General features: G+C 67.2%; 14 protein-coding genes and 1 riboswitch. Of the genes, 4 read left to right on the forward strand and 10 right to left on the reverse strand.

Going from position 1 to position 12,602, the window contains the following annotated elements; genetic code table 11:
- Positions 1-41: 41 nt before the first annotated feature.
- The 6 genes from AUL28_RS20450 to AUL28_RS20475 all read right to left on the reverse strand — a co-directional run bounded on the left by AUL28_RS20450 (position 42) and on the right by AUL28_RS20475 (position 5,271).
- Positions 42-1,346: an arsenic transporter gene (locus tag AUL28_RS20450; RefSeq protein ID WP_062236465.1), complete on the reverse strand. Its 1,305-nt coding sequence runs from the start codon at positions 1,344-1,346 to the stop codon at positions 42-44.
- Between the two features lie 22 nt (positions 1,347-1,368).
- Positions 1,369-2,094: an arsenical resistance protein ArsH gene (gene arsH, locus AUL28_RS20455; RefSeq protein ID WP_062236474.1), complete on the reverse strand. Its 726-nt coding sequence runs from the start codon at positions 2,092-2,094 to the stop codon at positions 1,369-1,371.
- Positions 2,091-2,504, reverse strand: coding sequence for an arsenate reductase (glutaredoxin) (arsC, locus tag AUL28_RS20460; RefSeq protein WP_062236671.1), 414 nt, complete (start codon positions 2,502-2,504; stop codon positions 2,091-2,093). The genes arsH and arsC overlap by 4 nt, the downstream gene beginning before the upstream one ends.
- Positions 2,501-2,854 carry an ArsR/SmtB family transcription factor gene (locus AUL28_RS20465; RefSeq protein ID WP_062236477.1) on the reverse strand — a complete coding sequence of 118 codons (354 nt, stop codon included), beginning with the start codon at positions 2,852-2,854 and terminating at the stop codon, positions 2,501-2,503. Before AUL28_RS20465 ends, arsC begins: the two co-directional genes overlap by 4 nt.
- A 90-nt stretch (positions 2,855-2,944) precedes the next feature.
- A complete protein-coding gene (locus AUL28_RS20470) occupies positions 2,945-3,382 on the reverse strand; it encodes an EamA family transporter (protein ID WP_062236480.1) in 438 nt (145 codons plus the stop codon).
- Between the two features lie 44 nt (positions 3,383-3,426).
- A complete protein-coding gene (locus AUL28_RS20475) occupies positions 3,427-5,271 on the reverse strand; it encodes a DUF190 domain-containing protein (RefSeq protein ID WP_062236483.1) in 1,845 nt (614 codons plus the stop codon).
- Between the two features lie 86 nt (positions 5,272-5,357).
- Positions 5,358-5,432, reverse strand: a riboswitch (Fluoride riboswitch).
- Between the two features lie 224 nt (positions 5,433-5,656).
- Between AUL28_RS20475 and AUL28_RS20480 the strand changes: the two genes are divergently transcribed.
- Positions 5,657-6,748, forward strand: coding sequence for a molybdopterin-dependent oxidoreductase (locus tag AUL28_RS20480; RefSeq protein WP_062236486.1), 1,092 nt, complete (start codon positions 5,657-5,659; stop codon positions 6,746-6,748).
- Positions 6,749-6,863: 115 nt separating this feature from the next.
- The gene (locus AUL28_RS20485; RefSeq protein WP_062236489.1) at positions 6,864-7,049 is read left to right on the forward strand and encodes a hypothetical protein; all 186 of its coding nucleotides are present in this window, start codon (positions 6,864-6,866) and stop codon (positions 7,047-7,049) included.
- A 23-nt stretch (positions 7,050-7,072) separates the two neighbouring features.
- Here the strand turns inward: AUL28_RS20485 and AUL28_RS20490 are convergent, their stop codons facing one another.
- Both AUL28_RS20490 and AUL28_RS20495 read right to left on the reverse strand, forming a co-directional pair.
- The gene (locus AUL28_RS20490; protein WP_062236492.1) at positions 7,073-8,455 is read right to left on the reverse strand and encodes a YncE family protein; all 1,383 of its coding nucleotides are present in this window, start codon (positions 8,453-8,455) and stop codon (positions 7,073-7,075) included.
- Positions 8,452-8,856: a DUF305 domain-containing protein gene (locus AUL28_RS20495; protein ID WP_244493586.1), complete on the reverse strand. Its 405-nt coding sequence runs from the start codon at positions 8,854-8,856 to the stop codon at positions 8,452-8,454. The genes AUL28_RS20490 and AUL28_RS20495 overlap by 4 nt, the downstream gene beginning before the upstream one ends.
- A 230-nt stretch (positions 8,857-9,086) precedes the next feature.
- Here AUL28_RS20495 and AUL28_RS20500 point away from each other — a divergent pair, with 230 nt between their 5' ends.
- Positions 9,087-10,238: a TDT family transporter gene (locus AUL28_RS20500; RefSeq protein ID WP_062236498.1), complete on the forward strand. Its 1,152-nt coding sequence runs from the start codon at positions 9,087-9,089 to the stop codon at positions 10,236-10,238.
- Between the two features lie 134 nt (positions 10,239-10,372).
- Entirely contained in the window at positions 10,373-11,032 is a 660-nt protein-coding gene (locus tag AUL28_RS20505) for a DsbA family protein (RefSeq protein ID WP_062236501.1), read from the forward strand.
- Positions 11,033-11,045: 13 nt separating this feature from the next.
- Here AUL28_RS20505 and AUL28_RS20510 read toward each other — a convergent pair whose 3' ends face one another.
- Together AUL28_RS20510 and AUL28_RS20515 are read right to left on the reverse strand one after the other, a co-directional pair.
- The gene (locus tag AUL28_RS20510) at positions 11,046-11,705 is read right to left on the reverse strand and encodes a uracil-DNA glycosylase (RefSeq protein WP_062236505.1); all 660 of its coding nucleotides are present in this window, start codon (positions 11,703-11,705) and stop codon (positions 11,046-11,048) included.
- Complete coding sequence (locus tag AUL28_RS20515; RefSeq protein ID WP_019996262.1) at positions 11,702-12,601, reverse strand: LysR family transcriptional regulator; 900 nt, start codon at positions 12,599-12,601, stop codon at positions 11,702-11,704. Before AUL28_RS20515 ends, AUL28_RS20510 begins: the two co-directional genes overlap by 4 nt.
- Position 12,602 lies beyond the last annotated feature (1 nt).

Consider the following 12,602-nt stretch of genomic DNA (forward strand, 5'->3'; position numbering starts at 1 on the left):
AGTCAGTCCGCTTCCGGATCAAAAGGACGCTGAAGCGGACATCATGGGACAACCGGCAGCCACACCCAGAGGGCGACGAGCGTCGCCAGCAGCACGGGCGGGGTGAGGACGAGGCCGACCCGCATGTACTGGCCCCAGGTGATCCGCTGTCCCTTGCCCGCAAGGACGTGCAGCCACAGGAGGGTCGCGAGCGAGCCGATCGGTGTGAACTTCGGTCCGAGGTCGTTCCCAACGACGTTGGCGTAGACCATGAGCTCGCGGGTCAGGGGCGCCACGTCCGCCCGGTCGATGGCGAGCGCCCCAACGAGGGTGGCGGGCATGTTGTTCATGACGGAAGCGAGCGCCGCCACGACGAAGCCCGTGCCGACGGTGGCAATGAGCGTGCCCTGCTCGCCGAGCCACCGCAGGACGCCCGCTGCGATGGCAATCAGGCCGGCGTTCCCGAGACCATAGACGACAAGGTACATGCCGATCGAGAACAGGACGATCTGCCACGGTGCCCCGCGCAGGACCCTGGCCAAGTCGACCACCGCACCGCGCCCACTGGTGAACCACCGTCCCGCGACCGCCATGAGGACGAGGGCGGCGGCGCCGGTGACAAACGCGATCGGCACGCCGAGCGGTCCCGTCACGAAGTAGGCGATGAGCAGGAGACCGAGGAGCGGGAACGCGGCGTGGAAGACGGCCGGGTCGCGGATCGCGCTGCGAGGAGCTTCGAGCCGGCCGACGTCATAGGTCGCCGGGATGTCCTTCCGGAAGAACGCCCACAGGACGAGGAGCGTCGCCGCCAGCGAGACGAGGCTCACCGGCACCATGACCGCCGCGTAGCGGCCGAAGGACACGTCGAAGAAGTTCGCGGTGACGATGTTCACAAGGTTCGACACCACGAGCGGCAAGCTGGTCGTGTCGGCGACGAACCCGCAGGCGACGACGAAGGCGAGCGCCGCGGCAGGCGGGAAGTCGAGGCGCAGGAGGATGGCGAGCACGATTGGGGTAAGGAGCAGCGCGGCCCCGTCGTTCGCGAAGACGGCGGCGATGGCCGCGCCGAGGACGACGACGAGCGGGAACAGCCGCCGCCCATTGCCTCCGCCCCAGCGGGCGACGTGGAGCGCAGCCCAGGCGAAAAACCCGGCCTCGTCGAGGACGAGCGAGATGACGATCAGCGCGACGAAGGTGAACGTCGCGTCCCAGACGATCTCCCAGACCGACCCGACAGCGCCCCAGCCTACGACACCGGTTGCCAGGGCGACCGCTGCGCCGGCGAGCCCCGACCAGCCGATGCCGAGGCGCCGGGGTTGCCAGATGACGAGAATGAGCGTGGCGACGAAGATCGCAAGGGCGAGCATGGACGGTCCGGGGGACGGAGGATCAGAGGGTGCGCTGGTTCACGCGTGTCGAGAGTTGCTCGGCGCTCTCGACGCGCTCGGAGTAGCGATTCGTCAGGTAGTCCGACCGTCCGCGCACGAGATGGGTGAACTTCACCAGTTCCTCGCAGACGTCGACGACGCGGCTGTAGAAAGCGGACGGCTTCATGCGTCCCGCCTCGTCGAACTCGAGGAACGCCTTCGGGACCGACGACTGGTTCGGGATCGTGACCATGCGCATCCAGCGGCCGAGGATGCGCATCTGGTTCACGGCGTTGAAGGACTGCGAGCCGCCCGACACCTCCATGACGGCGAGGGTCTTGCCCTGCGTCGGACGCTTGGCGCCGAGGGCCAGCGGTATCCAGTCGATCTGCGCCTTCATGATCCCGGTCATCGCGCCATGGCGCTCCGGACTGACCCAGACCATGCCCTCGCACCAGTCGGCCAGGTCGCGCAGCTCCTTGACCTTCGGGTGGTCGGGCTCCGCGCCGTCGGGGAGCGGCAGGCCGCGGGGGTCGAACGTGCGGACCTCGCAGCCGAACCAGCGCAGGAGGCGCGCGGCCTCCTCGGACAGGAGGCGGGAATAGGACCGCTCGCGGATCGAGCCGTAGAGGACGAGGATGCGCGGCGGGTGCGCTGGCGCGCCGGGGCCGGCGAGCGCGCTCCCATCGATCGGGCGAAGCTGGTCGAGGTCGACGGAGGGGAGGTCGTGGGCGATGGAGGCGTTCACGATACCGATCCGGACGCGCCCACGACTTCGCCGTCCTCCTTCGTGAAGGTGGCGACTGGGTTGGCGAGGAGCGGCAGCACCTTCTCGGACGGACGGCAGAGCGCGGCGCCCTTGTCCGTCACGACGATCGGACGGTTGATCAGGATCGGGTGCTCGATCATCGCGGCAAGAAGTTCCTCGTCCGTCAGCTTGGGGTCGGCGAGGCCGAGTTCGGCGTAGGGCGTGCCCTTCTCCCGCAGGATGTCCCGCGGCTTCAGGCCCATGATGTCGAGAAGTTCGGCGAGGACCTCCCGGCTCGGCGGGTCCTTCAGGTACTCGATCACCTGCGGCTCCTCGCCGGACTGGCGGATCATCTCCAGCGTGTTGCGGGACGTGCCGCAGGCGGGGTTGTGGTAGATCGTGACGGTCACGAGCATGTCTCCGACGGGCATGACGGGGCGAGGAGGTCGGCGCCGAGGTTCCCGCAGATTTCCGGGTTCCCCGAACAGCAGTCCTCCGTCAGGAAGGCGAGGAGCTGGCGCATGTCGTCGTAGCTCGCCGCGTAGAGGATGCGGCGCCCATCTCGCCACGAGCGCAGAAGCTTGGCGCGTTCCAGCGTCGCGAGGTGAAAGCTCATCCGCGTCGGCGGGATGGACAGCGCCTCGGCGATCTCCCCAGACGGCATGCCGTTCGGGCCGGCGCGGACCAGCATCCGGAAGGCCGAGAGACGGTCGGCGTGGGCAAGGGCGGACAGGGCGGCAACGGCTGAGTCGTCGTTCATTCCTGCGATATTGCAAACATATTTGCAATGTTCAAGTGCTTGTCATTGGGTTGCCTTGCCCAATCGGCCCCTGGGGCAAGGAGAGGCGCATCACCCTCGGTACGCGACCAGCATGGCCCCAGCCGCGATCAGCCCGACGCCCGACCAGTTTGGGACCGACAATCGTTCGCCGAGGAACAACGTGCCGAGAACCGCCACCAGAACGACGCTCAGCTTGTCGATCGGCGCCACGCGGGCCGCGTCGCCCAGCTTCAGCGCGCGGAAGTAGCAGAGCCAGGAGCCGCCCGTGGCCAACCCGGAAAGGACCAGGAACAGGTAGGTCCGTCCCGACACCGCACCCGGCCATTGCAGACGCCCGGTAACGGCCAGGATGCCGGCAAGAACGAACAGGATCACCACGGTGCGGATCAGCGTCGCGAAATCGGAATCGATGTTGGCGATGCCGACTTTGGCGAGAATCGCGGTCAGGGCGGCGAACCCCGCCGAACACAGTGCCCAGAACTGCCAGGAGGCAAGAGCGAGTTTCATGATGTGACTCCTCTTTTGAGACGGGGACTTCGTTGCGGAACACGCTATCCGACGCGGGCGACGGCCACGTCGTCGGTCTCGGGGGCCGGCGTCTTCTCCTCGAGCGCGCCGTCGCCCGCCCCGACCGTCCAGCGCTCGATATGCTTGAACACGATCACCTTGTCGCGCAGCAGCGCGCCGTGACGTCGGCAGAACGCCTCGAGGTCCGGCCGATGGCCGACCAGCTCGACGCACATCGTCAGCTCGGGGTTCGGCGTCTCGCTACCCTCGGGCTGCACGGGGCCGTGGTTGCTGAAGCCGTAGTGCGTGTGGTGGGCGACCGCGTTCACGATGCCCGCCTTCTTCGCCAGGAGCACGAGTTCACGATAGAGCGGCTTGGCGCCCCAGGAGGCGAAGCGCCCCGATCCCGGCGCCTTGTCGCGTGGCCTCAGGTAGATGCGCAGCATCCCGACGTCGCTCGGGATGAGGTAGTGGGTGTCGGTCATGGTGGTTCCTTCGGTGGCATAAGAGACGATCGGAACGACGACACCCGGACGGGCGCGTCGGCGGGGCAGCGACACGTTCGGGCGGGGACGCGGCAGGGCGCGCACCTCGCGCAGCGACACGTCGGGGGGCACGAAGCCGTGGTCGAGCTTCGGCACCCCGACGCGCTGGGACAGGTAGATGCCTGAATGGCCGCTGAAGACGTAGGCGAGGAAGCATCCGGTCGCGATGTAGACGGCGTTGTCGGCGCCGAAGAGTTCGATGCCCATGATGGTACAGGCGATCGGCGTGTTGGAGGCGCCTGCGAATACGGCGACAAAGCCGATCCCGGCGAAGAGGTCGACCGGCGCACCGATCGTGTGGCCGATCGATGCCCCGAGGCCGGCGCCGATGAAGAACAGGGGTGTGACCTCGCCGCCCTTGAACCCGCAGCCGAGCGTGACGACCGTGAACAGAAGCTTCCAGGCCCAGGCCCACGCATCGGAACGGGCGGGATCGAAGAAGCCGGAGATCGTCACGTCGGCCGGGTTCGGCGACCAGACCCCAAGGCCGAGATACTCGCGGGTGCCGAGCGCATGGACCAGCGCGATCAGGACAAGACCGCCGAGGACAGGGCGCAGCGGCGCGAACGGCACGACGCGCTTCACCAGCCCCTGCACGGCGTGAAGGCTTTCGGCGAAGAACTGGCTGACGAGCCCGAACGCGACGCCCGCGATCGCAACTTGGGCGAACAAGAGGATATCGAGCCGGAACCCTGGCCCGTCGGCACCGAACCCGATCAGGAAGTGGGTGTGCTCGATCCCCCATTGGAGGCAGACCCAATCTCCGACCACTGCCGCGACGAGACAGGGCACCAGCGCCTCGTACTGGATGCGACCGACGGTCAGCACCTCGAGCGCGAACACCGCCCCGGCGATGGGGGTGCCGAACACCGCACCGAAGCCCGCCGCGATGCCGGCCATGAGCAGGAGGCGAACCTCGCCCAACTCGAGGCGCAAAGCTTTGCCGAAGCCGGAGGCCAAGCTCCCGCCGAGCTGGACCGCCGTGCCCTCGCGTCCGGCAGAGCCGCCGAACAGGTGCGTGGCGACCGTCGAGACAAGGATCAGCGGCGCCATGCGCAAGGGCACGCCCGCGCCGGGCTCGTGGATCTGCTCGACGATCAGGTTGTTGCCGCCCTCGGCCGAGCGGCCGAACCAGTGGTAGACGAGGCCGACCGCAAGACCGCCGACGGGCAGCCAGTAGAGGAGCACCGGGTTGTCGAAGCGCGTGCGCGTCGCGACGTCGAGCGCCCACAGGAACAAGGCGCAGGCCGAACCGACGGCGGCCGCCATCGGCAGGACCAAGAGCACCCATCGGGCGAGAGCGAACGCCTGTAGGGTTCGGTTGGCGAGGGCGTTGGGCGGCATGGTCTGGCTCCGGATGAGGGCGGAGCGATCAGACGGAGTGTCGGGAAACACGGGCCGGACATGACTACTCGCCCGCGTGTGTTGCGGGTGGAGTAGGAGTCATCAGCCCATCGGGGAGCGGTTCGGCGCGAGGCCCGGCAGAATCCATTGCCGTTCATGACGTCTACGTGATCGCCGCGAGCATTGTCAACGCGGGCCTCGTGCGTCGCGAGATACGCCAACGGGGAACTGGTAGGCGAAGGGAATGTTGCTCTCTCCTGACGCAGTTTCCTGCGCCCTCGGAGATGTCACCATGCTCACAAGACGCGCCGTGCTCCAGGGGGCAAGTTCCATCGCAGTGGCTCTTACGACATGGCCCGCTTCCGCCGCTTCGGCGTCGGCGACCATGGCGGCACCCTCCGAGCCTTCCAGCGACTTGCTCGTCCACAGCAAGCTTCCGTTGAACGCCGAGACGCCGATCGCCAAGCTCCGGTCCGCCTTCGTCACGCCCCAGGCCGAGTTCTATATCCGCGACCACGGCACCGTGCCGAAGATCGAGGAAGCGGGCTACACGCTGGCGATCGGTGGCAAGGTGAAGACGCCCATCGATCTGTCGCTCTCGGACCTCAAGTCACGCTTCCCCGAGCGCAAGGTGATGGCCGTCATGCAGTGCGCCGGCAACCGCCGGGCAGACATGGTCGACGTTGGGTATGTCGAGGGTGATCTCTGGGGCCCCGGGGCGATCGGCAATGCGGAGTGGACAGGCGTTTCTCTCGCCGACGTCCTGAGCGCTGCCGGCGTCGAAGGCGGTAGCGGGTTGCACGTCGCCTTCGCCGCTCACGACGAGGTGGTCATGAAGGATGACCGCTTCGACTACGGCGTTTCGATCCCGCTCGAGAAGGCGATGACGCCTGACGTGCTCCTCGCATGGGCCATGAACGGCGAGCCGTTGATGGCCGAGCACGGCTTTCCCCTACGCGTCGTGGTACCCGGCTATGCGGGAACGCGCAGCCCCAAATGGTTGGCCTCCATCATCGTGCAGGACGAGGAGGCCGATACCCCGATCCAGCGCAAGGAGTATCGGCTCTTTCCACCGACGACGACGAAGGAGACGGCCGACAAGGATCCGAACGTCGTCATCAACGACATGCCGCTGAATTCCGCGATCTGCATGCCGGCGGCCGGGGCAACATTGAGGCCGGGAACGACGACGATCGAGGGTTACGCGATCGGGACACAGAATGGCGTCGCGAGGGTTGAGGTCTCCTACGACGGTGGCGAGAACTGGCACGAGGCCGCCATCGACAAGCGGGCCGATACTCAATGGGCGTGGGTCTTCTGGTCCGTTGTCCTCGACCTGCCGGCCGGTCAGCATCAGCTCGCCGTCCGTTCCTTCGACGAGGTCGGCGGTTCGCAACCCGAGGACATCGCGAAGATTTGGAACTGGAAGGGCTACCTCGCCAATTCATGGCATCGCGTCTCGGTCAGCGTCGGCTAAGCTCTCGGGCTCTGACAATTACAACTCAACGCATCCGGTTGGCTTGGGCAGAGAAAAGCGCCGACCGAGATGCGGTGGGTTGGAGACCTGCGGACCGTACAAGAGGGGAACTGTCATGAGCAAACCAGACGGCTGGGAAGATCCGGAGGGGCTCGAGATGAAGGAGCTAGCCCAAATTGAAGATCGGAAGGCCGCAGCCAGAGGCGCGTCCCAATCGACCGTAGGCTCGGGTCTGACATGGCTTCTCATCGCAGGTTCGTTGCTGGCGGTCTGCGTCGTCCTGTGGATGACGCTTCGCTAGCGATGCAATGCTGGTCCACCCTTCTAGCGGCTGCTGAGGACCGGGGCGGCGGTGGCTTTCAGACCCTCGACCACGACCAGCCGCGGCTCCTTTCCCGCCGTCGGCTCCCCCGGGACGGCAAGCGTGCGCACCGGGCCGATGCTGGAGGCCATGCCGGCTCCCTTGTCGTTGGTCTTCAGCACCACGACGGGCTCGTCCTGTCCTTCGAAGAAGACGCCGTACTCCGTCATCGGCTTCAGCTTGGCGACGCTGACATCGATCGCGTCGACGAGCCCGAGATTGCGCGACACGACCATCCCGGAGCCAGTGGCCCCCTCAGGCGCCTTCAGCGAAAGCGTTAGGTTCTCCGGACCCGCCTTCAGCGGCACAAGGTTCTCGGTGCCCGCACCATCCGGGACCGCGCCCGGCACGAAGACGAGCGCCTGCGGGGCCTGTCCGATCGGTATCTCGGCGACGACCTTCTGCTCGGCCGTGTCGATCACATCGACCCGATCGTCATTCTCGAGCCCGACGAAGATACGGCTGCCGTCGTCGGATCCCCAGATGCCGTGGGGCAGGGCGCCCACCGGAATGGTTGCGACGAGTTCTGTCTTCTCTCCGGGCTTATACACCTTCACGACGTTCTCGCCGCCGATCGTGACATAGACCAGCGTCTCCCCGTTTACCGTGCCGAAGCCGAGATGGTTGGAGATCGGCCCGCTGTCGATGACCTCCTTCACCTCGAGCGTCCTGGCATCGACGCGCGTGACCTTGCCGACGTCCTTGTGCGTCAGCCAGACGTCGCTGCCGTCGGGGCTGACCTGCACGAAGGGCACGAAGGGCGAGACGACAGGAATGCGCTTGACGAGCGCGTGGCTCGCGACGTCGAAGACCTCCAGCACCGGATTGAACGAGTTCGCGACGAAGGCGAACTTGCCGTCGCGGCAGAACTTCGTCATGCCCGGACCGCTCGTCGTCGGGATGCGACCTGTTTCCTTGAAGGTCGCGGCATCGATCACCGAGAGGTAGTCCTCCCCGCGCACCGTCGCCCAGACTTGCGCGCCGTCCGGCGTGAAGAAGGCCTCGTGCGGGTTGCGCCCGACATAGGTCGTGCCCTTCACGGCATTGGTCGCCGTGTCGATGAAGGTGACGGAGTTCGTCACCGTCGAGACGACGACGAGCGTCTTGTGGTCCGGCGAAAATCCTAGGCCGTGGACGTTGACCTCGCCCTTGTAGAGGGGGCTCAGAACGTCCGGCCGCGGATTGCCGAGCCGGATCTGGCCCAGCAGCTTGTTGGCGACGGGGTCGATGACCGAGACCGTGTTGGAGTTCTGGTCGGCGGTGTAGACGCGGTCTGAGGCGGCGGGCAGCGCGAAGGCCGACGTCGAGACGAGGAGCGCGGCGGCGAGAATGGCGGTGCGGGTCATGGGGTTGTCTCCGGAACGGGCTTTGGTTTGTCGGCAGATGCGGCGAGCATCGAGCGCATCAGCGTAATCTCGTAGGTCTGTTCGGTGATGATGGACTGCGCGAGGTTGCGGATCGCCGGGTCCTCGGTCGAGCCGAGGACGGCCTTGGCCATGTCGATCGCGCCCTGGTGATGCGGGATCATCTGGGACAGGAAGTCATGATCGGGGTCGCCGGTCACCGGCGCCGACATCATGCCTGCGTGCATCGTCTCCATCGCCGCCGCGGTCGCTTGCGCATAGGGCGAGCCGTCGGGCGAGGCTGGTGCCATCGTCGCATGCTGATGGGCACGCGCGTCCTGCGCTTCGGCCGAAGTCAATGACATCCCGGCGAAGGCGAGGGCGAAGAGGAGCGTCTTCAACATGGGGCTGGCGTTTCCTCCGAGCACGGGCTGGAAGGGAAGACGCTCGGCGAACGCTTTCATTCCCGACGTCGCGACTTTTTTCCGCGACGCGGAGCCGAGAGCGCGTCCGCCGCTGCCGGTCCGACGCTGGAAGCAACCGATCGATGCAACCGATCGGAAAGACCGGAACAACGCGTTGGATGAATCCGTCGCCGCCGCGCATGGTCTGAGCAGGAAAAGGACCTCCGCCCATGACCTTCGAACAAATGCGTGCCGTCTCGCTCGGCCTCCACCCGCTGTCGCGCCTCGACAGCCCCCGCGAGGTGGTGCGACAGTTCACCCCGAACTGGTTCGCCGCCACCATGGGGACGGGCATCCTGGCCATCGCGCTCGCGCAGTTCGGGACCGCGGTCCCGGTCCTCCATGCGATCGGGGAAGGGCTGTGGATGCTGAACATCGGGCTCTTCGCCCTGTTCACCGCGCTCTACGCCGCCCGCTGGATCTTCTTCTTCGACGGGGCCAAGCGCATCTTCGGCCATTCCGTCGTGTCGATGTTCTTCGGCTGCATTCCGATGGGGCTCGCCACCATCATCAACGGTTTCCTCGTCTTCGGACTACCGCGCTTCGGCTCCGCCGCGGTCGGGATCGCCGAGACGCTCTGGTGGATCGACGTCGCAATGGCGGCGGCCTGCGGGGTCGCCATCCCCTACATGATGTTCACCCGGCAGAGCCACTCGATCGACCAGATGACCGCGGTCTGGCTTCTGCCGATGGTGGCGGCCGAGGTCGCCGCGGTGTCGGGCGGGCTGCTTGCACCCCATCTCGCCGACCCGCAGAGCCAGCTCCTCGTCCTCACGCTGTCCTACGCGCTCTGGGCCCTGTCGGTACCGATCGCGATGAGCGTCCTCGTCGTGCTCGTTCTGCGGCTCGCCGTCCATAAGCTGCCGCACGCATCCATGGCCTCGTCGAGTTGGCTGGCGCTCGGCCCCATCGGCACCGGCGCGCTTGGCCTGATGACGCTGGGCGGAGCCGCCCCCGCGATCCTCGCCGCCAACGGGCTGGAGCGGTTCGGGGCGACGATGGAGGGCGTTGGCCTCGTCGGCGGCCTGCTTCTCTGGGGCTACGGCCTGTGGTGGCTCGCCATCGCGACGCTGGTCACGGTCCGCTACGTCAGGGAAGGCCTGCCGTTCAATCTCGGCTGGTGGGGCTATACGTTCCCGATCGGCGTCTACGCCGTGACGACGCTGAAACTCGGCACGATCCTGCCCATCCCCGCGATCCACGGCTTCGGCGTGGCACTGGTTGTTCTCCTCGCCGTGGTCTGGTCGATCGTGGCGGTGCGCACGGTCCGGGGCGCGTGGCGCGGCGACCTCTTCGTCGCTCCCTGCCTGAAGGCCAACTGAGACGCGGATGGCTGACGCGTTTGTGATGTGTGTCCAGACGGAGCCAGGGAAGAACAGGCGCCCCGTAGCGTCATGGGGAAGGGCCGAGCGAGTGCCGTGCCGCCCACGAACGACACCAACTGGAGACCTGCCCCTTGCCGTCACGTCCCATCGCCCCGTCGCTTGATCGCCGCCGCCTCCTCATCGGGGGCACCCTGGTCGGATTGGGAATGGCGTTGCCCGGTTCCGCCCTGGCCGAGGACGGCGGGCCGGTCGATCCGGAGGCGGTGCAGACCCCCGGCCCCTTGGCGGAACTCAGCTACGGCGACGCGGCTGCACCTGTCACGGTGGTCGAGTACACCTCGTTGACCTGCGGCTTCTGCGCCGAGTTCCACGTCGATGTCCTGCCGGAGTTCAGGCGAACGCATATCGACAACGGCCGGGCTCGGCTGGTGCTGCGCGAGTTTCCGCTCGACCCGCGTTCGCTCGCCGGGTTCATGCTGGCGCGATGCCTGAATGGCGAAGCGACGCTCGCGATGATCGACGTTCTGTTCCGCCAGCAGGCGGCATGGGCACGGGCGGAGAACGCCTCCGCGGCACTTCTCGGCATTGCCCAGCTTGCGGGGATGGATCGCGACGCCTTTACCACCTGCCTGTCGAATAAGGCGCTGCAAGCCGAGGTCGTCGCGGTCCAGGAGCGCGCGCGGACCGAGTTCGGGGTCAGCGGCACGCCGACCTTCTTCGTTGGGGGGCAACGTCAGGTCGGAATGATCGGAGCCGCCGATCTCGGCGCGCTCGTAGACGCGCAGACCTGAACGCCGACAGCCGTCACGACGTCGTCCGCTGGAATGCAAGCACCCCGGCACGGAATTGGGCCGCACCGCCTTGGGCGGGATGGCGGACATAGGTGACCGGCACGCCGAACCCTGCGCTCGCACCCTCCGCCACGCGCCCGATGGCGAGGATGCGACGGGGTCGGATGGCTTCGACGAGCAGCGCCAGCGTGTTGCGAGAGCGGGCGATCTCGGACCGGGACGGCGTTCGGTTGCGTAGCGGTGTTGCTGCCCGGTGCGGGTGATGCATGACCGCGTTCCAGAACAGGGGCAACCGTTCCGGCAGTGCACCCCAGATCTGGCGCGAGGTGCCGGACGGCGGGGCAGCGGGAGCATCGGCCGTCGTGGCGATCTCGAAGGGTGAGATGGCAAGGTGCGAGGAAAGTTCGACCAGTCGGCCTTCGCCAGTAAAGGGCACGCCCGTGCGCCGGGCTCCGAACCTCGACGGCGCTTCGCCGAGCCACAGGTCGATGCCGTCCTGTCCGGCAAACGCATGGAGGTATCTCCGAAGGTTGCGGCAGCGGATCGAAGCGGCATCCGGAACATCGATCGCCGGGTCCGTATCGGCATAAGGATTGAAGAGGTTCGGCATCCCGGCCGATGCGGCCACATGCAGGACGAGACGATCCAGCCCCGTCTTCTGGTTGCCTGTCACGCGCCCGGACCCGGATGGTCGTTTCGAAGCTCGTGCAGGAACGCCGATGCCGCTCGGCTGAGGCTGCGCTCCTTCATCTCCACCGCATGGAAGCCGCGAGCGGGAAGCGCAAAGGCGATCTCGATCAGCGTCCGGCTCCGCAGTCCCGGCTGAGCCACTGCGAGCGGCAGGACGCCCACGACGCCGCCGGCCTCGATGGCTGATCGCACGGCCTCGTTGGACGGGAGTTCGAGATCGACCGACAATGCGGCGGGATCGATGCCCGCGCCCCGCAGCGCGTCTTCCAGAATGCTACGCGTGCCGGATCCGGGCTCGCGCATGACCCATCTCACCCCTGCAAGCTCCGGGACGCGTGGCGGGGCGCCCTTGGGCGATTCAGCACCTGGGGATGCGACGAGAACGAGCCGGTCGTCGGCGACACGGGTCGTGCGCAGACGCGGATCGCGCAGTTCGTCCTCGACGAAGCCGAGATCGGCATCCCCGGCGGCCACCGCCTCGCTGACCTCCAGTGTGTTGGCGATCCGCAGGGAGAGGGTGATGCCGGGATGGCGTTCGCGGAAGTGCCGCATGCGAGGTGGAAGCCAGTGGTTGGCGACCGTCTGGCTGGCTGCCAGCGCGACATGCCCGCGCCGAAGGTCGGTCAGATCGTCGAGTGCCTTGGCCGCCTCCGCGGCCCGTGCGAGGACCGAGCGCGCTTCCGGGAGGAACAACCGTCCCGCCTCGGTCAACTCGATGCCGCGCCCGACCCGGTCGAACAGACGGACGCCGTGACGGCTCTCCAGCGCGGCCAGCGCCGAGCTCGTGGCCGACTGCGTGAGGTTCAACGACCGCGCCGCCTCGGTCACGTGTTGGCGCTCGGCGACCGCGACGAAGATGCGAAGCTGTTCCAGCGTCACG

This window comes from Aureimonas sp. N4 (assembly GCF_001463925.1).
Taxonomy (GTDB): Bacteria; Pseudomonadota; Alphaproteobacteria; order Rhizobiales; family Rhizobiaceae; genus Aureimonas; species Aureimonas ureilytica_A.

Bases quoted from the DNA above. Each gene is read 5' to 3' on its own strand.
- AUL28_RS20475 (WP_062236483.1), bottom strand. From the start codon at position 5,271: ATGCCGCCCAACGCCCTCGCCAACCGAACCCTACAGGCGTTCGCTCTC.
- AUL28_RS20470 (WP_062236480.1), bottom strand. From the start codon at position 3,382: ATGAAACTCGCTCTTGCCTCCTGGCAGTTCTGGGCACTGTGTTCGGCG.
- AUL28_RS20465 (WP_062236477.1), bottom strand. From the start codon at position 2,854: ATGAACGACGACTCAGCCGTTGCCGCCCTGTCCGCCCTTGCCCACGCC.
- AUL28_RS20495 (WP_244493586.1), bottom strand. From the start codon at position 8,856: ATGTTGAAGACGCTCCTCTTCGCCCTCGCCTTCGCCGGGATGTCATTG.
- AUL28_RS20500 (WP_062236498.1), top strand. From the start codon at position 9,087: ATGACCTTCGAACAAATGCGTGCCGTCTCGCTCGGCCTCCACCCGCTG.
- AUL28_RS20480 (WP_062236486.1), top strand. From the start codon at position 5,657: ATGGCGGCACCCTCCGAGCCTTCCAGCGACTTGCTCGTCCACAGCAAG.
- AUL28_RS20450 (WP_062236465.1), bottom strand. From the start codon at position 1,346: ATGCTCGCCCTTGCGATCTTCGTCGCCACGCTCATTCTCGTCATCTGG.
- AUL28_RS20490 (WP_062236492.1), bottom strand. From the start codon at position 8,455: ATGACCCGCACCGCCATTCTCGCCGCCGCGCTCCTCGTCTCGACGTCG.
- AUL28_RS20485 (WP_062236489.1), top strand. From the start codon at position 6,864: ATGAGCAAACCAGACGGCTGGGAAGATCCGGAGGGGCTCGAGATGAAG.